The organism is Chromobacterium violaceum ATCC 12472 (assembly GCF_000007705.1).
In the GTDB taxonomy this organism is placed as follows: domain Bacteria; phylum Pseudomonadota; class Gammaproteobacteria; order Burkholderiales; family Chromobacteriaceae; genus Chromobacterium; species Chromobacterium violaceum.
The window spans coordinates 2,530,828-2,547,992 of sequence record NC_005085.1 but is presented as its reverse complement, the minus strand read 5'-3'; the positions used below and the strand labels follow the sequence as shown (position 1 = coordinate 2,547,992).

The 17,165-nt window shown below is 65.5% G+C and carries 16 protein-coding genes; 3 read left to right on the top strand and 13 right to left on the bottom strand.

Annotation, left to right across the window (positions count from 1 at the left end):
• Nucleotides 1-201 precede the first annotated feature (201 nt).
• From CV_RS11540 to CV_RS11510, 7 genes are all read right to left on the bottom strand, one after another.
• Complete coding sequence (locus CV_RS11540) at nt 202-1,422, bottom strand: nitronate monooxygenase (protein ID WP_230623785.1); 1,221 nt, start codon at nt 1,420-1,422, stop codon at nt 202-204.
• Nucleotides 1,423-1,573: 151 nt separating this feature from the next.
• Nucleotides 1,574-2,155, bottom strand: coding sequence for a uracil-DNA glycosylase family protein (locus CV_RS11535; protein ID WP_011135906.1), 582 nt, complete (start codon nt 2,153-2,155; stop codon nt 1,574-1,576).
• Complete coding sequence (locus CV_RS11530) at nt 2,152-3,099, bottom strand: phospho-2-dehydro-3-deoxyheptonate aldolase (protein ID WP_011135905.1); 948 nt, start codon at nt 3,097-3,099, stop codon at nt 2,152-2,154. Before CV_RS11530 ends, CV_RS11535 begins: the two co-directional genes overlap by 4 nt.
• Nucleotides 3,099-3,698 (bottom strand): hypothetical protein, encoded by a 600-nt coding sequence (locus CV_RS11525; protein ID WP_011135904.1) that lies wholly within the window; start codon nt 3,696-3,698, stop codon nt 3,099-3,101. The genes CV_RS11530 and CV_RS11525 overlap by 1 nt, the downstream gene beginning before the upstream one ends.
• Before the next feature lie 8 nt (nt 3,699-3,706).
• A complete protein-coding gene (locus CV_RS11520; RefSeq protein ID WP_043596137.1) occupies nt 3,707-4,288 on the bottom strand; it encodes a TIGR00730 family Rossman fold protein in 582 nt (193 codons plus the stop codon).
• A 67-nt stretch (nt 4,289-4,355) separates the two neighbouring features.
• Nucleotides 4,356-5,429 (bottom strand): prephenate dehydratase, encoded by a 1,074-nt coding sequence (pheA, locus tag CV_RS11515; protein WP_011135902.1) that lies wholly within the window; start codon nt 5,427-5,429, stop codon nt 4,356-4,358.
• Between the two features lie 135 nt (nt 5,430-5,564).
• Complete coding sequence (locus CV_RS11510) at nt 5,565-6,368, bottom strand: alpha/beta fold hydrolase (RefSeq protein ID WP_011135901.1); 804 nt, start codon at nt 6,366-6,368, stop codon at nt 5,565-5,567.
• 222 nt (nt 6,369-6,590) lie between these two features.
• Between CV_RS11510 and CV_RS11505 the strand changes: the two genes are divergently transcribed.
• Both CV_RS11505 and CV_RS11500 read left to right on the top strand, forming a co-directional pair.
• Nucleotides 6,591-8,381: a protein-disulfide reductase DsbD gene (locus tag CV_RS11505; protein ID WP_011135900.1), complete on the top strand. Its 1,791-nt coding sequence runs from the start codon at nt 6,591-6,593 to the stop codon at nt 8,379-8,381.
• A 63-nt stretch (nt 8,382-8,444) separates the two neighbouring features.
• Complete coding sequence (locus CV_RS11500) at nt 8,445-9,539, top strand: AI-2E family transporter (RefSeq protein ID WP_011135899.1); 1,095 nt, start codon at nt 8,445-8,447, stop codon at nt 9,537-9,539.
• Nucleotides 9,540-9,611: 72 nt separating this feature from the next.
• On the opposite strand, the gene CV_RS11495 is transcribed toward CV_RS11500, so the two are convergent.
• The 6 genes from CV_RS11495 to CV_RS11470 all read right to left on the bottom strand — a co-directional run bounded on the left by CV_RS11495 (nt 9,612) and on the right by CV_RS11470 (nt 15,947).
• Nucleotides 9,612-9,947, bottom strand: coding sequence for a 2Fe-2S iron-sulfur cluster-binding protein (locus tag CV_RS11495; protein WP_043596135.1), 336 nt, complete (start codon nt 9,945-9,947; stop codon nt 9,612-9,614).
• The gene (gene glp / locus CV_RS11490) at nt 9,944-11,119 is read right to left on the bottom strand and encodes a molybdopterin molybdotransferase MoeA (RefSeq protein WP_043596133.1); all 1,176 of its coding nucleotides are present in this window, start codon (nt 11,117-11,119) and stop codon (nt 9,944-9,946) included. Before glp ends, CV_RS11495 begins: the two co-directional genes overlap by 4 nt.
• A gap of 127 nt (nt 11,120-11,246) precedes the next feature.
• Complete coding sequence (locus CV_RS11485; protein ID WP_011135897.1) at nt 11,247-12,212, bottom strand: ABC transporter permease; 966 nt, start codon at nt 12,210-12,212, stop codon at nt 11,247-11,249.
• A gap of 1 nt (nt 12,213) precedes the next feature.
• Nucleotides 12,214-13,305: an ABC transporter permease gene (locus tag CV_RS11480; RefSeq protein ID WP_043596130.1), complete on the bottom strand. Its 1,092-nt coding sequence runs from the start codon at nt 13,303-13,305 to the stop codon at nt 12,214-12,216.
• The gene (locus CV_RS11475; protein ID WP_011135895.1) at nt 13,302-14,831 is read right to left on the bottom strand and encodes an ABC transporter ATP-binding protein; all 1,530 of its coding nucleotides are present in this window, start codon (nt 14,829-14,831) and stop codon (nt 13,302-13,304) included. Before CV_RS11475 ends, CV_RS11480 begins: the two co-directional genes overlap by 4 nt.
• 111 nt (nt 14,832-14,942) lie before the next feature.
• Nucleotides 14,943-15,947, bottom strand: coding sequence for a BMP family lipoprotein (locus CV_RS11470; RefSeq protein WP_043596127.1), 1,005 nt, complete (start codon nt 15,945-15,947; stop codon nt 14,943-14,945).
• A 465-nt stretch (nt 15,948-16,412) separates the two neighbouring features.
• On the opposite strand from CV_RS11470, the gene CV_RS11465 reads away from it, so the two are divergent.
• Entirely contained in the window at nt 16,413-17,162 is a 750-nt protein-coding gene (locus CV_RS11465; RefSeq protein ID WP_011135893.1) for a tRNA pseudouridine(65) synthase TruC, read from the top strand.
• Nucleotides 17,163-17,165 lie beyond the last annotated feature (3 nt).

Sequence of the window (17,165 nt, the reverse complement as noted above, 5' to 3'; positions counted from 1 at the left end):
ATGGCCGCGATGGTAGAACAGCCTGACCGGGCGCGCAAATGACAAGCGCAACAACGCATGGCCATACTCAAGCCGAAGGAGCAATGCTATATAAATAGTCGACTTGCGACAATACCCGTCCGGGCTGACGCGGCCCAAAAAAAAGCAGCCGGCCCCAGAAGGGCGTCGGCTGCCGTCGCGGCATGCGGGCCATCAGGCGGGTCAACCCGCGAGCAGGCACTCCTCCCGGCGCGGAAGGGCGATCTTGTGATCCTTGCTGTGCTGATAATCGAGGAAGACATGTTCCGCGCTCAGCATCTGGTAGCTGCCATCGGCGCGTTTGTGCGTCGTATCCTTGAGGCGATACGCGTAGTGGCCGCAAGTCCAGCAGTCGAAATTGCGCATGTGGGTGCACAGGCAGGTCTTCTCCCAGACCGGCACGCGGCGCTGGCCCGGGTTTTCCTCGTGCGCCTTGTGATAGGCGTCGATATAGGAACAGCCGCCCTTGGCATCCAGCAGATAGCCGTAGGCCTCGCAATTCGGACGGATGCTGTCGCCGATCGCCGGGCAACTCTTGATCATGCGCATCGGATAGCCGGTCGGCGACAGCTGGTTGACCTCGATGTCCTCTTCGTTGGACTTGAAGTACTCCTGCTGAACCTTCTCCGGCAAGCCGCATTCGCGGGTCACCGTGAAACGGGTCGCGACCTGCACCGCGCCGGCGCCCGCGTCCAGAAAGCCTGCGGCATCGCTGCCGGTGAAGATGCCGCCGGCCGGAATCAGCGGGATGTCCAGCTGCTCGGCCCGCAGCCAGTCGCGGATTTCGGTAAAAATGCTTGCCAGGTCGTATTGGGCCCAATCCATGCCGAAGCCCAGATGACCGCCGGCCAGGGGGCCTTCCACCACCACATAGTCCGGCAGACGGCCGCAGCGGCTGTTCTTCTTCAGGAACAGCTGCAGCGCCCGCAACGAGGAAACGATGATGCCCAGCTTGGCGTCACGGAAACGCGGATGGTCTTCGATCAGGGAGAACGACCCCAGATGCAGGCCGGCGGCAAGCGTGATGCCGTCGATGCCGGCATCCAGCGCCGCGCGCATCCGCACTCGCAATGTCTCCTTGGGGGCATTCATCGTCAGCTTTTCCATGCAGTTGATGAACACCAGGCCCTCGCCCTGCTTCTGTTGCATGGCATTGCCGACATGCAGGCGGGTCGCCTCTTCCAGCATGCCCAAGTCGAAGCGAACCACGGACTTGTCCGGGTTCTCGACGTTAAACTTGTACTGGGCTAGCTTATTCTTGACGAACTTGGTATTGAAACGACGGTCGGCCACGGTGGGCACCATCGCGTCGGAAATATGACCGACGCCGCCCAGGCGCGCGGCCTCCAGAGCCAATTGGGCGGTAGAAATGTCCACGCCCATGCCGCCTATCACGATAGGCACCAGTTCGTGTTTTCCCAGTTTCAGTCGAAAATCATCAACACACTTCATTGTGACGGGTCTCTCCATAGAGCTGGGCCGAATTATCACCCGCAAAACGATGGAAATCCACATTTTTAGAGTTTTTGCTCATAGCAAAGCCAGGCGCGCCCGCCTACCTCCCCAACACCTCGGCCACCCTTGCGCGCAGCGCCGGCAGCAACTCGGATTCGAACCAGCGGTTGCGCGCCAGCCACATCTGGTTGCGCGGACTGGGATGCGGCAACGGCATCACCGCCGGGAAATACTCGCGCCAAGCCGCCACCGTCTCGGTCAAACTGCGCTTGCGCGCAGCCAGATGATAAGCCTGCGCGTAATACCCCACCGCCAATACCAGCTCCACCCGCTCCAGCAGCGGCAGTAGCCGGGGATGCCACAGGCGGCGGCATTCCGGACGCGGCGGCAGATCTCCGCTGGGCCCGGTGCCCGGATAGCAAAACCCCATCGGCACGATGGCGAAGCATTCCGGATCGTAAAACGTTTCCGCATCCACAGCCAGCCACTCGCGCAGGCGCTTGCCACTGGCGTCGTCCCAGGGCACGCCGCTCTCGTGCACCTTGCGGCCAGGCGCCTGGCCTGCCAGCAGGATGCGCGCTCCCGCCGCCGCCCTGAGCGCCGGCCTCGGCCCGCAAGGCAATGCCGCCTCGCAGACCCGGCAAGCGGCGATCTCGCCCAGCAGGTCCGCCAATGCGCTCATGCGGCGATGCCGGCCAGATACGTTTGCCAGGCGACGGCTTCAGACTCCGTCCACCCCGCGCACTCCAGCATCAGGCCGCAGGCGCCTGAAGTCAGCGCGGCGCGCGCCAGCGCGCGGGCGGCAAGCGGATCGGCAGCCAAGGGGCCCGCGGCGATGACCGGCAAGTGGGTCCGCTTGCGCAGGCTGAGCAGGCTCCCGACATCCAGGCTGACAGACTGGCCATCCCCTCCGCATTCGCACAGCACGATCTGGTGATTGCCGCCAAGCGCCACATGCTCGGCCGCCGCCAGCCACTCGTCCAGCGTCAGGCGATTGTCCCGCTGCAGGATGACAGTCTTATTTACGCGGCCGACTTCGCGCAGCAATTCGACATTGCTGAGCGCTTGCGGCGGCAGCAGCAGCGCCTCCGTCTGCAGTTCCAGATGCGAGTCCAGCAGGCGGACGTCGCGCAATTCGGCGACGGCGCCCAGCCCGGCCTCGCCGGCCGCGTCGCAAAGGCGCTCCAGTTCGGCCACGCCCATCGCCTGGTAATGGTAGGGACTGGCATGGCTGCGGCCGCCGCCCGCGTACAGCAGCTTGCCGCCGGCGGCCGCCACATGGCGCGCGGCGGCGCGAAGCGCGGCTTCGCCCCAGTCCTGCGCGCAGCCGCCCAGCCAGGCCGCGCCGCCGGCGCCGAACACCGTCCGCCCCACCCGCACGGCGCTATCCTCCGGCTGAGCGGCCCTGGAAACGATGCGGTCATCGCCGACCACCCTGAGCGCGCGCTCCACGCCGGCCATGGCCTCGAAGCCGCCGGGCTCCAGCCCGCGCTCCTCGCCCACCGCGCCTATCACCGTGCGCTCCATGCCGCGGGAGACATGGGCAGCCAGACCGGCGCGCTCTATCCTGGCCACCACGGCATTGACATCGGCCTCGCTCGCGCCCGCATTCATCACCACTATCATTATTCAGCCTCCTTGTCCTCTCCCTGCGGGGAGACATTGCGGCGCCAGCGGCCGGCCAGCCGCCGCGCCAAGCGGGCCAGCGGCGATGGCCTGGACCAGAATCGGCGCAGCCGCATTTTCGCCATCCTCGCCCAGCGCCACGGCAGCGAGGTGCGCAGACGCTCGAACACCCAGCCCCGCAGCCGTTCGAAACGCCGATACCAGCGCACGAACCACGGCACCGACATCAGCACCGGCCGCGTCAGCGCGAACAGCCAAGCCACCAGCGCGGTGCCGCCCAGCTTGGCCAGCAGGATCACCGCCAGTCCCAGCAGCGCGTGCCCCTGCTCGATCAGGAACAGCGCCGCCAGCTTGACCGGCAGCAAGGTCAGCGCCGGCGCCAGAAACAGGGCCAGCGCCGCATGAGGGGAGCGGCGCGCCACCCAGCGCTCCAGCGCGGCGAACGGCGGCCACCTGCCCAGCCTGGCAAGCGCCGCGGCCAACTCATCCCACGCGTACTCTTCAAAAACGATGATCGCCGCCAGCAGCAGCGCCAGCGGCCAGGCCGCCGCGCGCCGCATGCGCAGCCAAGGCGACGCTTTCGAATCGGCCCTTTCCATCAAGCCCCTCAAGTACGCGCCAGATCCAGCCACTTGGCGACGTGGCTGGGCTGGTATTGCCGCATCCAGCTCAACAGCGCCGGCAGATCGCGCTCGATGCGGAACAGGTCCTGATTGCCCTTGGGGACGAAGCCTTCGCTGACCGCGTGTTCCACCAGCGCCCGCAAGGGCTGATAGAATCCGCCGGCATCCAGCACGCCCACCGGCTTGTTGTGCACCGACAGCTGCGCCCAGGTCAGGATCTCGAACAGCTCGTCGAAAGTGCCGAAACCGCCCGGCAAGGCGATGAAGCCGTCGGACAGCTGCGCCATCATGGCCTTGCGCTGATGCATGGTTTCGGTGATGTGCAGCTCGGTCAGGCCCAGGTGCGCCACTTCCTTGGCCTTGAGGAATTCCGGGATCACGCCGATCACCTTGCCCCCGGCTTCCAGCGCGGCGTCGGCGGCCAAGCCCATCAGGCCCACCTTGCCCGCGCCGTACACCAGGGTGATGCCTTGCTCGGCCAAGGTGCGGCCGAATACCCGGGCAGCTTCCTCGTACTCCGGCTTGCCGCCTTTGTTGGAACCGCAAAACAGGCAAATCGATTTCATTTTCTTTTCCGTTTCTCTCAAAAAAACAAGGGCCGGAATCTTCCGGCCCCGGGTCATTCCAGGCGACTCACAACACCGCGGTCGGATAAGAGCCCAACACTTTGACGAAGGACGTGCGCTCACCCAGGCCAGCCAGCGCCTTCAATACGCGCTCGTCCTGCCGGTGGCCTTCCAGGTCTATGAAGAACACGTAGTCCCACAGCCCCGCGCGCGATGGGCGCGACTCGAACTTGCTCATCGACACGCCGTTGGCCGCCACCGGCTCCAGCAACTGGTGGACCGCACCCGGCCGGTTGGGCGCGGAGACCACGATGGAGGTCTTGTCCTGCCCGCTGGGGCCGACATCCTGCAATCCCAGCACCAGGAAGCGGGTGGTATTGTTCGGCTCGTCTTCGACATTTTCCGCCAGCTTGACCAGCGCGTAACGTTCGGCAGCGGCCTGGCCGGCGATGGCCGCGGCGGTGTCATCCTCCGCGGCCAGGCGAGCGGCCTCGGCGTTGCTGGCCACCGACACGCGCTCCACGTCGGCCGGCAGGTTCTTGTTCAGCCATTCATGGCATTGCGCCAGCGCCTGGGCGTGGGCATACACGCGGCGGATGCCGTCCACGCCCTCCACCTTGCGCAGCAGGTGGTGATGGATGCGCAGCACTACCTCGCCGCAGATCTTCAACGGCGAGCTCACCATCAAGTCCAGCGTGCGGCCCACGGCGCCTTCGGTGGAATTCTCCACCGGCGCCACCACGTAGTCGAGCGCGCGCGACTCCACCAGCCGGAACGCCTCGTCTATCGAACTACAGGCCACGGCGCGGGCCGCGTGGCCGAAGTGCTTGATGGTGGCCAGCTGGCTGAAGGTGCCTTCCGGCCCCAGGTAGGCGATGGACAACGGCTTTTCCAACGCCAGGCATTCTGACATCACCTCGCGGAACAGGCGGGCGACGGACTCGCTGGGCAGCGGACCGGGATTCAGATCCTTCAGCCGGCGCAGCACCTGAGCCTCCCGTTCCGGGCGGTAGATGACGCCGCCGCCCTTGATCTCTCCGATCTCGCGGGCATGGCTGGCGCGCTGGTTCAGCAGTTTGAGGACTTCGACGTCGATGGCGTCGATGGCGTTGCGGTGTTGCTTGAGACGTTCTTCAGACACTGGTTTCCGGCTTTCTCACGATGACGAAACTGGCTCTTTCGATAAGCTAAGTTTCCGCGAGATGGCCGCCGCTCGCAAGCGCCTTGCTTGGAATTCAGACTCCTTGCGCGGCATTTCCATATCTCGGCAGCCAGGTCACGCCCAGCCTCGGTCCTCCAGCTGCGCCAGCAGGCGTTCGATGCTGGCCGCGGTTTCCAGCGGTTTCTCCAATGGGAACAGGTGGCTGCCCGCCTGCTTGCCCACCTTCACCGAGAAGTGCTTGCGCATGAAAGCCAGGTCGCCGTCGCGCAGCACGTCCGAAGCCTCGCCGGCCAGCAGCGCGGCCGGCACCTTCAGCTTCCCCTTGTGGCGGGGGAAATCATGCGGCAGGGTCGCGTAAATGTCGTGCTCCACCTGCGGGCGGAATTTGAGCCGGCGGCCGCCCTTGCCATCGTCCTGCGTGCCGTGCAAGGCGTAGTCGGCCAGGCAATCTGGATCGAAACGGGCGAATTTGGGTTTGCGCGCGAAATAATCATGCGCCATCTCCACCGTCGCCCAGTTGTCGCGCCGCCGCAGCGTGTCGCCGCCCGGCGTCACCCGCTGAATGAAGCCCAGCCGCTTGGCCAGCCAGATGCCGAAGGAACGCGACGGCCCCATCAGCGGCGAATCCAGGATGATGATGGCGCGGAAAAGATCCGGACGTTTCAGCGCCGCGTAAAACATCAGGAAACCGCCGAGCGAATGGCCGACGCCGACGACCGGGCCCCGGTATCGCGTTTCGATGAAGCGGACGCTCTCGTCCACCAGATACGGCCAACAATCCGTCACCGGGTAGTCCGGGTCATGGCCTATCGTATCCAGATAGCCGACGTCGCGGCCTTCGGCCAGCTTGCCCAGCATCTTGCCGTAAACCGATCCGGGAAAGCTGTTCGCATGAGCGAAATGAATGGCTTCTCGCATAGCCCCTCTTGATATCCTCGTTCTTATTTTTCATAAGCGGAACGCTGTCTGCGCCCCGCCCGCCCGGCTATACTAGCCCTTCCCGAACCGTTTGGGACGCGGCGCTTACCGTTTGCCGGGCGATGCAATTTGATGCATATTGCATCACGCATCGTAAAAACGGAACCGCAAACCGTTTACATCGTCACAGTTTCATCGCCAACCGCAAAGAAGAGTCTGCACGTGCAAGCATACCTCCATTCGTTTTACCGATCGGCCTGGCTATGGCTGGCGTCCGTGATCGCCTGTCTCGGCCTGGCCCTGCCCGCGCACGCGGTCAACCAGGACGACCTGCTCCCGCCGGAGCAGGCTTTCGCCGCCCAGGTCAGCCGCAGCGGCGACCAGCTCCAGCTGACGCTGGAGGTCGCGCCCGGATACTACCTGTACCGCGACCGCATCAGCATCAGCACCACGCCCGCCGACCTGGCCGGCAAGCCGACGCTGCCCGCCGCCCAGGAAAAAAATGACCCTTACTTCGGCAAGCAGCAGATTTACCATGGCAAGCAGCTGATCACCATCCCGCTGGCCGCCGGCGCGCCGGCCGACTTCCAGCTGAACGTGAAGCTGCAAGGCTGCGCCGAAGCCGGCGTCTGCTACCCGCCTTACACCCACAAGCTGAAGGTGGGACAGGCCGGCGCCGCGGGCAACAAGCTCAGCGCCTGGACGGAGGTCGACTCGTCGGGAAAAGCTTCGGCCGGTAACAGCGAGTTGGCCGCCAGGGGTTGGCTGGCCACACTGGGCACCTTCCTGCTGGCGGGTCTGGGCATGGCGTTCACCGCCTGCATGTACCCGCTGCTGCCCATCGTTTCATCGCTGATTGCCGGCCAAGGCGCAACCCTCAGCCGCGGCCGCGGTTTCCTGCTGTCCCTGCTTTACGTGCAAGGCCTGGCGCTCACCTACACCGCCGTCGGCGTCGTCGCCGGGCTGACCGGCTCGCTGCTGACCGTATGGCTGCAGCAGCCGGCGGTGGTGCTGTCCGCCAGCGCGCTGATGGTGGTGTTCGCGCTATCCATGTTCGACCTGTTCTCCATCCAGTTGCCCAGCGCCCTGCAGTCCCGCCTGGCCGACACCTCCAACCGGCTCACCGGCGGCAAGGCCGCCACCGTGTTTCTGATGGGCGCGCTGTCGGCGCTGATCATCGGCCCCTGCGTGGCCCCGCCGCTGGCCTTGGCGCTGGGCTATATCGGCAGCACCGGCGACGCCGTGCTGGGCGGCGCGGCGCTGTATGCGATGGCCATGGGCCTGGGCCTGCCGCTGATCGCCATCGGCACCTTCGGCGGCCACGTGCTGCCGCGCGCCGGCCACTGGATGAAGGCGGTGAAGTCCGCGTTCGGCGTGGTGATGCTGGGCCTCGCCATCTGGCTGGCCACGCCTTTCCTGCCGCCGCCGCTGGTGATGCTGCTGTGGGCGGCGCTGCTGATCGGCTCGGCGGTGTTTCTCGGCGCCTTCGACAGCCTGTCGTCCGCCACCAAGGCCAGCGCGCGCCTGGGCAAGGCGCTGGGCCTGCTGCTGTTCCTGCTGGGCGGCGCCCAGCTGGTCGGCCTCTTGTCCGGCGCCGACAACCCGCGCTATCCGCTGAAGCTGCTCGCCGCCAGCAGCGCCGAGGGCGCCGTTCAGCAGCATTTCCAGCCGATCCGTTCGAGCGCGGAACTGGACGCCAAGCTGGCCGAGGCCAAGGCCGCCGGCAAGCCGCTGCTGCTGGACTTCTACGCCGACTGGTGCGTGGCCTGCAAGGAAATGGAGGCCGACGTCTTCCCGCAGCAACAGGCGGCGGCGCAGATGCAGCGCTTCGTGTTGCTGCGCGCCGACGTCACCGCCAACACGCCCGAGCACCAGGCGCTGCTCAAGCGCTTCGGCTTGTTCGGCCCGCCGGGCATCATCCTGTTCGACAGCCAATCCCGCGAAAGCAACCGCGTGGTCGGCTACACCCCCGCCGACGCATTTGCCCGCGAGCTGGCCAAGGTGGCAAACTAGCGCCGTATCCGGCCGGCGCCATCGCGCCGGCCGCCATTTCCGCCACCTAGATCGGACGCCTCCATGCCGCCCCTCCCCAACGCTTTTCCCAATGTCAGCATACTCGGCGCCTTTCGCGTCGCCATACTGGCGTTGCTGGTGGTCGCTTGCCTGAAAGTGCTGCAACCCTTCCTCGGCGCGCTGACCTGGGCCGCCATCATCGCCATTTCCGCCTGGCCGCTGTACAGCCGGCTCAAGCTGCGGCTGCGCGGCCGCCACAAGCTGGCGGCGCTGCTGATCGTGCTGGCGCTGTCCGCCGCGCTGGCCATTCCCATCGGCCTGATGGCGCTGACACTGGCCGACACGCTCCCGCATCTGGCCAATCTGGCCCATGACCTGACCAGTTTCCGGCTGCCCGACGCGCCGGCATGGCTGACCAATCTTCCGGTTGTCGGCGACAGCCTGCAGAAGCTGTGGCAAAGCACCCAGGCAGACCTGCCCGGCTTCTTCGAGAAAGTCCGTCCCGCGATCAATCAGGCGGCGCTGTGGCTGCTGTCCGGCGGCGCCAATCTGGGTCTGAGCCTGCTGGAAATCGTGTTGGCCATCGCCGTCGCCGGTCTGCTGCTGATCAACGGCGACAAGCTGTGGGATCTGGTGGAGCGCATCGTGGTCAAGCTGGGCGGAGAAACCGCCGGCGACCTGCCCGAGGTGATCGCCCGCACCATACGCAGCGTCACCACCGGCGTGGTCGGCACCGCGCTGGCGCAGACCATCCTGTGCGTGATCGGCTTGTTGATCGCCGGCGTGCCTGGCGCGCTGGTGCTGGGCTTTTTGTGCTTCATCGTCGCGGTGGCGCAGATGCCGACGCTGGTCGTCTGGCTGCCGGCCGCCGCCTGGGTATTCTACACCGGCCACACCGGGCTGGGCGTGTTCCTGCTGATCTGGGGTTTCCTGCTGATCAACACCATAGACAACATCCTGAAGCCGCTGTTGATCAGCCAAGGCGCGCAGATGCCGCTGTCGGTGATCTTCCTCGGCGTGATCGGCGGCCTGATCGCCTGGGGGGTGATCGGCCTGTTCATCGGCCCCACCCTGCTGGCGGTAGGCCTGACCATGCTGCGCCATTGGCTGCAGCGCGAGGACAACGAGGAGCTGGCCTGCGAGGGCGAGCAGGGCTGAGTCCTGCTTCCAAAAGAAACGGCGCGGCGTCCTGATATGGGCGCCGCGCCGTTTTTTGTTTCCAATCATCGCTCAATAGTCGGGACAACGAACCACCCAGCTCTCTTCCTCCACCGCCAGGTGGCAAGCCAGCCGCCACGGTTCCGCTTCACGCCATTCCTCGCATGCCGCCAGCTCCGCGCCGATCGCGCCGGCCCGTTGCAGCACATTGCGCTCCTTGCGGCCCGGCCGCTGCGGCGCGGCCATGCCGGCGATACGGACCTTGCAGGTGCCGCAGGTGCCCTGGCCGCAGCGCCAGTGCAGCGGCACGTCGGCCAGGCGGGCGACGTCCAGCAGATTGTCGCCCGGCATCGCATCCGACTCGTTCAGCAAGGCCCCGCTCTCGCTGACGAAACGTATTCGCGTCACGTCAGCTCCAGGTAAGCCAGTTCGTCGCCCGGCTTCACCTGCTGGCCCGGCTGCAGCCAGACCAGGCCGTCCGCCCAGGCGCAGGACATCAGCACGCCGGAGCCCTGCTGCGGATACAGCTGCAGCTGGCCCGCCAGTTTGCGCACGCGCAGGAACTCGCTGCGGCGCGTGTCCGGCTTGTCCCAGGCGAAGGCGGCCGGCAACCGCTGCGTCTCCGGCGGCGGCACCTCCAGGCCCATCCGCTTCTGCAGGAAAGGCTTGATCAGCGTCTGCAGCGTCACGTAGCCGGACACCGGATTGCCGGGCAGGCCGATGAAATCCGCGCTGCCCACCTTGCCATAGGCCAGCGGCTTGCCCGGCTTGATCGCCACCTTCCACAGCGTGAGCTCGCCCTCCGCCTCCACCGCGGCCTTGACGTGGTCCTCCTCGCCGACCGACACGCCGCCGCAGGTGATCACCACGTCGGCCACCATCGCCGCGTCGCGCAGCAGCTGCCGGGTGGGCTCCAGCGCGTCGCCGACATGGCCGAGGTCGATCACCTCGCAGCCCAGCTGCTGCAAAGCCGGCAGCAGCCAGTAGCGGTTGGAGTTGTAGATCTGGCCTTCGGCCAGCGGCTGGCCCGGCTCCACCAGCTCGTCGCCGGTGAAGAAGGCAGCCACCCGCAACCGCGGCAGCACCGGCAGCCGCGCCAGGCCGATGGAGGCCGCCAGCCCCAGATCGGCGGCGGACAGCTTGCGCCCGGCTTCCAGAATGCGCTGGCCGGCAGCGATGTCCTCGCCGCGGCGGCGGATGTTCTGCCCGGGGCTGGGCTCCGCGCTGAAAGTCACACGACCCTCGCCGTCCAGATCCGCCTGCTCCTGCATGATCACCGCGTCCGCGCCCGGCGGAATCGGCGCGCCGGTGAAGATCCGCGCCGCGGTGCCGGCCTGGAGCGGCGCCGGCACGCTGCCGGCAGGCACCCGCTGCGTCACCGCCATCGCCGGCGCCAGGTCGGCGCAACGCAGCGCGTAACCGTCCATCGCGCTGTTGTCGTGCGGCGGCACGTCCATGCCGGCCGCCACCGGCTGGGCCAACACGCGGCCCAACGCTTGCATCAGCGGCAATTCTTGATGGGTGTTCAGCGGTTTGGCGCGCTCCAGCAGCCAGTCCCGCGCCTGTTGATAGCTCAGCATGCGGTATTCCAATCCTGTCTTGCGATGGGCCGGACCCATCCTTCACAAGCCCCCATCATAGCACGCGCGGCCATGCAAAAAGCCCGCCGGCGTTGAGCGGGCGGGCTTGGAAAAAGCGGAAAACGTATCAGCGCGACTTGACGAAAGGCACGCCGATGGCCTTGGGCGCCAGCGCGCGGCCGACGAAGCCGGCCAGCAGCAGCACGGTCAGCACGTAGGGAATCACGGCGATCGCCTGCGACGGGATCTGGCCCACTACCGGCAGCGCCACGCCTTCCAGGCGGATCTGGATCGCGTCGGCGAAGGCGAACAGCAGGCAGCCGATCACCGCCGGCACCGGGCGCCATTTGCCGAAGATCAACGCCGCCAGCGCCAGGAAGCCCTTGCCGGCGGTCATTTCCTTGATGAAGCTGCCGGTCTGGTACACGGACAGATAGGTGCCGGCCATGCCGCACAGCATGCCGCCCCAGAACAGCGCCGTGTAACGCACCTTGGCCACCGAGATGCCGGCGGTGTCGGCGGCATGCGGATTCTCGCCCACCGCGCGCAGGCGCAGGCCGAATCGGGTCTTGTACAGCACCCAGGTCACCAGCGGAATGATGATGAACACCGTCAGGTACACCAGGATGCTGTGGCCGGAAATCAGCTTGCTGTAGACCAGCCCCACTACCGGCACGTCGCGCAGCGCGTCGGCGAACGGCAGCGTGATTTCATGGAAACGTCCGTCGTCCGGCAGCTGCGGCGAGTTGCCGCCCTGCTGGAACCAGGCCAGCGCCAGCACCGGCGTGATGCCGGAGGCGATGGTGTTGATCGCCATGCCGGAAATCAGCTGGTTGCCGTTGTAGGTGACGGAAACGAAGGCGTGCACCATGGCCAGCGACACCGCGGCCATCATGCCGGCCAGCAGGCCGATCCACGGGTTGTGGGTGACGTAGGCCGCGGCGGCGGAGGCGAAGGCCGCCGCCAGCATCTTGCCTTCCAGGCTGATGTCCACCACGCCGGAGCGCTCGGAGAACATGCCGGCCAGCGCGGCCAGCACCAGCGGCGTGGCCACGCGCACGGTGGAATCGAGAAGACTGAAGAACATTTCCATATTACTTGTCCTTGCGCTTGAACAGGCCGGCGATGAACGGCTCGAACAGGTTTTCCAGCGCGCCGCAGAACAGGATGATCAGGCCCTGGATGAACAGGATCATCTCGCGGGTGATCATCGGTTTTTCGAACGACAGGTCGGAGCCGCCCTGGGTCAGCGCGCCGAACAGCAGCGCGGACAGGATGATGCCCACCGGGTGGTTGCGGCCCATCAGCGCCACGGCGATGCCGACGAAGCCGACGCCGTTGGTGAACAGCACGTTCATCCGATGCGAGGAGCCCAAGAGGTCGTTGACCGAGGCCAGGCCCACCAGCGCGCCGGACACGCACATTGCCACGATGATCACGCGGCTGACGCTCATGCCGGCGTAGCCGGCGGCGTGCTCGTTGGTGCCGACGGTGCGCAGCGTGAAGCCCCAGCGGCTGTGCCAGACGATCAGGTAGAACAGGCCGGCCGCCAGCAGCGCGAACACGAAGCTCAGGTTCAGCGGCGAATTCGGCAGGAAGGCGAACAGCTCGTGCATCTGCGGAATCCAGCCGTTCTCGGCGAACAGGCGTGTGGTCGGGTTCTGCGAGCCGGCTTCGATCAGCTGGTGGCTGATCAGGTACAACATCAGCGAGTAGGCGATGAAGTTGAACATGATGGTGGTGACCACGATGTGGCTGCCGCGCTTGGCCTGCAGGTAGGCCGGGATGTAGGCCCAGGCCGCGCCGAAGCCCATCGCCGCCAGCATGGCCAGCGGAATCAGCACATAGGGCGGCAGCGCGTGGTCGAAGCCCAGCATCACCAGCGTCACGCCCAGGCCGGCCAGATAGGCCTGGCCTTCGCCGCCGATGTTGAACAGCCCGGCGTGGAAGGCGGTGGCCACCGACAGGCCGGCGAAAATGAAGCTGGTGGTGTAAAACAGCGTGTAGCCTATGCCCTCACCGTAGCCGAAGGCGCCGTGGATCAGCAGCTGCAGGCATTCCCAGGGGTTCTCGCCAATCATCCAGGTGACGAGGCCCGTCACCAGTAAGGCGGCCAGCAGGTTGAGCGCCGGCAGGATGGTCAGCTGCGCCCAACGCGGCAGAGTGGATGGTTGTCCGAATTTCAATGCTTGTGCCCCCCCATGAGCAGGCCGAGGGAAATGGTGTCGGCGTCCTTGGCCGCCACTTCGCCGGTGATCTGGCCGCCGGCCATCACCAGGATGCGGTCGGACAAGGCCAGGATTTCCTCAAGTTCCACCGAGACCAGCAAGATGGCCTTGCCTTCGTCGCGCAGCTCGATCAGCCGCTTGTGGATGAATTCGATCGCGCCGATGTCGACGCCGCGCGTCGGCTGGCCGATCAAGAGCAGGTCCGGGTTGGCGTGGATTTCCCGCGCCAGCACCACTTTCTGCTGGTTGCCGCCGGACAGGAGGCCCACGCGCAGCAGCGGGTTGCCCGGACGGATGTCGAACTGGGCGATGAAGTCTCGGGTGCGCTCTACCAGCTTCTTGCGCGAGTACAGCGGACCGCTGTTCAGCGTCTTGTCGTCGTGGTAGCCGAGGATGGCGTTCTCGAAAGTGGAGAAAGCCTTGACCAGGCCCTCGCGCGAACGGTCTTCCGGAATGTGGCCGATGCCGCGCTGGCGGTAGACGGCGGCGCGCGGCTTGCGGCGGCACGGCAGCTTGAGCAGGTCTTCGCCCTTGTAGACCACGGCGCCCGCGCTCGGATCGCGCATGCCGGCCAGCACTTCCAGCAATTCGGACTGGCCGTTGCCGGATACGCCGGCGATGCCGACGATCTCTCCCGCCCGGACCTGGAAGTTCAGGTTGTCCAGCAGCTTGACCTTGCGCTCGTCGATCAGCGTCAGGCCCTGGACGTCCAGCACGGCGGCGCCGGCCTGGCTATCGGCCTTGTCCACCTTCAGCGACACCTTGCGGCCCACCATCAGGTCGGCCAGCTTTTCCTTGTCCACGTCGCAGGTGCGGACGTTGTCCACCACGGTGCCGGCGCGCATCACGCTGACATTGTCGGTGATATCCATCACCTCGCGCAGCTTGTGGGTGATCAGGATCACGGTCTTGCCCTGCGCTTTCAGCGAGCGCAGGATGTGGAACAGGTGGTCGGCCTCCTGCGGCGTCAGCACCGCGGTCGGCTCGTCCAGGATCAGCACGTCGGCGCCGCGGTACAGCGCCTTCAGGATTTCCACCCGCTGCTGCAGGCCCACGCCCAGGTCGCCGACCAGCGCGTCCGGATCCACTTCCAGCGAGTAGTTCTTGTTCAGTTCCTTCAGATGCTCGCGGGCCTGCTCCATGCCGCCCTTGAGCAGCCGGCCGCCTTCGGCGCCCAGCACGATGTTTTCCAGCACAGTGAAGGTCTCCACCAGCATGAAGTGCTGGTGGACCATGCCGATTCCCAGTCGGATGGCTTCCTGGCTGTTGCGGATGCGGACATCCTTGCCGTTCACGCGGATGGTGCCGCTGTCGGCGTGGTAGTAGCCGTACAGAATGCTCATCAGCGTGGACTTGCCGGCGCCGTTCTCGCCGATGATGCCGTGTATGCTTCCCTTCGGCACGCTCATCGTCACGTCGCGGTTGGCCTTGACGGCGCCAAAGCTCTTGTTGATGCCTGTCAGTTCAATGGCAAACTCGGTCATGCTTGATATGTTCCCGATTCTTCGATTCTGGCTTCCCCGCCGGCACGAACAAACAGCCGCGATGATGAATCACCGCGGCTGTGGCCCCGTCCGGGGAAGTCACCGCCCTGCTTATTGCGCCGGGCAGCTGTTGTTGGCGCGGTAATCCACCACCTTGATCTTGCCGGCGATGATCTCAGCCTTGGCTTCGTTGACCTTCTTCTCCATTTCCGGCGTGATCAGCGCGCGGTTGTACTTGTCCAGCGCCCAGTCGACGCCATGCTCCTTCAGGCCCAGCACTTTCACGCCGGACTTCCAGGAGCCGTCCTTGGCTTCCTTGAAGGTGTTGTAGACGGCCACGTCCACTTTTTTAACCATGGAAGTCAGCACCGAGCCCGGATACAGGTAGTTCTGGTTGCTGTCCACGCCGATGGAGAACTTGCCGGCGTTTTTGGCGGCCTGCAGCACGCCCAGGCCGGTGCCGCCGGCTGCGACGAAGACTACGTCCGCGCCGCGGTCGAACTGGCTCTTGGCCAGCTCGGTGCCGCGGGCCGGGTCATTGAAGGCCTGCGGGGTGGTGCCGGTCATGTTCTGCAGCACGGTGATGTTCTTGTTGGCGTACTTGGCGCCCTGCACGTAGCCGCAGCCGAAGGCGCGGATCATCGGGATGTCCATGCCGCCGATGTAGCCGACCTTGCCGGTCTTGGACTTCATCGCGGCGGCGATGCCGGTCAGGAAGGAGCCTTCCTGCTCCTTGAACACGATGCTCTGCACGTTCGGGCCCTTGGCCACGGCGTCGATCAGCGTGAACTTGACCTTGGGGAATTCCTTGGCCACGGTTTCCACGGCCTGGGAGAAGTTGAAGCCGACGGCGACCACGACGTCGGTGTCGCGGCCGGCCATCTTGCGCAGCAGCTGTTCCTTCTGCGCGTCGGAAGAGATCTGGCCTTCGCGGTAGTTGACCTTGAAGTCCTTCTTGAAACGTTCGGCGCCGTTGTAGGCGGCTTCGCTGAAGCTCTTGTCGAACTTGCCGGCCGAGTCGTAGATCACGGCGGGGGTGAAGTCTTTGGCGCCCGCGGCAGCGGACAGAACTGCGGCGGCGACAGCGAAGCTGATACGTTTCAGTTGGATGGTCATCTCTATAACTCTTGGATTGAGTTGGTCAACGCGCCTTGGCCCCAGGCAGACGCGGCGAGTGCAACAGTGCTTGGACGTGAATGGAGGCAACCAAACTTGCAACCGGCATGTAACCGGCGAACTACAACCCTGGCTGTGGCAAAGCCGCCCGGGCCCCTCTCGCGCGATGCGCGAAAGCCGGCTACGGACACCACCATGTCGTTCTTCTGAGCGCGGCGAATTGTAATGAGCGTTCACGGGGCTGTAAACAATTTCCTCTCGACTTTGAAATACCGTGTCGCAAACATTTCTTCACTTAAAAATATTGACTCGTCCACAAGGCGCGCCAGCCTTGAGTTAAGCGCATGGCATCCCATGTTTGTCATGACTGTATTCAATTGGATTGATCCAACACAAAACATAACGGCTATATCCAAAGCAGCGTGCAAGCCCTACAATTCCGCCCTGCCCAAAAGCTTTGTATCCATGCTGCAAATACTGTATCGAGACGATCTGCTGATCGCCATCCACAAGCCGTCCAACCTGCTGGTGCACCGCACCGAGCTGGACCGCCACGAAACCCGTTTCGCCATCCAGATGCTGCGCGACCAGATCGGCCGGCGCGTCTATCCGGTGCACCGGCTGGACAAGGGCACCTCGGGCGCATTGCTGTTCGCGCTGGACAAGGACGCCGGCCGCGAATTGTCCTTGCAGTTCGAACGCCAGCAGGTGTACAAGCGCTACCTCGCCGTGGTCCGCGGCCACCCCGACGACGCGGGCCATATCGACCATCCGCTCAGCCGCCGCCCGGACGACCTGGAATGGATAGGCGAGAAAGTGGAAACCGCGCCGCAGCCGGCCGTCACCGATTACCGGACGCTGGCGCGCGTAGAGTTGCCCATCATGGTGGAACGCTATCCCACCAGCCGCTACAGCCTGCTGGAGCTGGAACCGCAGACCGGCCGCAAGCACCAATTGCGCCGCCATCTGAAACACATCGCCCACCCCATCATCGGCGACTCCACCCATGGCAAGGGCCGCCACAACCGGATGTTCGCAGACCAGCTGGGCTGCCGGCGCATGCTGCTGGCCTGCGTGGAAATGCGGCTGACCCACCCCATTACCGGCCAGCCCCTGCTGCTGAACTGCCCGCTGGAGAGCAACTTCTCCGCGCTGCTGGCGCGCCTGGGCTGGACCGACGCCGCGCGCGATGCCGGAATCGAATTAACCATCTGAAAG

Bases quoted from the DNA above. Each gene is read 5' to 3' on its own strand.
- CV_RS11535 (WP_011135906.1), bottom strand. From the start codon at position 2,155: ATGAGCGCATTGGCGGACCTGCTGGGCGAGATCGCCGCTTGCCGGGTC.
- CV_RS11510 (WP_011135901.1), bottom strand. From the start codon at position 6,368: ATGCGAGAAGCCATTCATTTCGCTCATGCGAACAGCTTTCCCGGATCG.
- CV_RS11470 (WP_043596127.1), bottom strand. From the start codon at position 15,947: ATGACCATCCAACTGAAACGTATCAGCTTCGCTGTCGCCGCCGCAGTT.
- CV_RS11520 (WP_043596137.1), bottom strand. From the start codon at position 4,288: ATGAAATCGATTTGCCTGTTTTGCGGTTCCAACAAAGGCGGCAAGCCG.
- CV_RS11500 (WP_011135899.1), top strand. From the start codon at position 8,445: ATGCCGCCCCTCCCCAACGCTTTTCCCAATGTCAGCATACTCGGCGCC.
- CV_RS11530 (WP_011135905.1), bottom strand. From the start codon at position 3,099: ATGATAGTGGTGATGAATGCGGGCGCGAGCGAGGCCGATGTCAATGCC.
- CV_RS11525 (WP_011135904.1), bottom strand. From the start codon at position 3,698: ATGGAAAGGGCCGATTCGAAAGCGTCGCCTTGGCTGCGCATGCGGCGC.
- CV_RS11465 (WP_011135893.1), top strand. From the start codon at position 16,413: ATGCTGCAAATACTGTATCGAGACGATCTGCTGATCGCCATCCACAAG.
- CV_RS11485 (WP_011135897.1), bottom strand. From the start codon at position 12,212: ATGGAAATGTTCTTCAGTCTTCTCGATTCCACCGTGCGCGTGGCCACG.
- glp (WP_043596133.1), bottom strand. From the start codon at position 11,119: ATGCTGAGCTATCAACAGGCGCGGGACTGGCTGCTGGAGCGCGCCAAA.
- CV_RS11475 (WP_011135895.1), bottom strand. From the start codon at position 14,831: ATGACCGAGTTTGCCATTGAACTGACAGGCATCAACAAGAGCTTTGGC.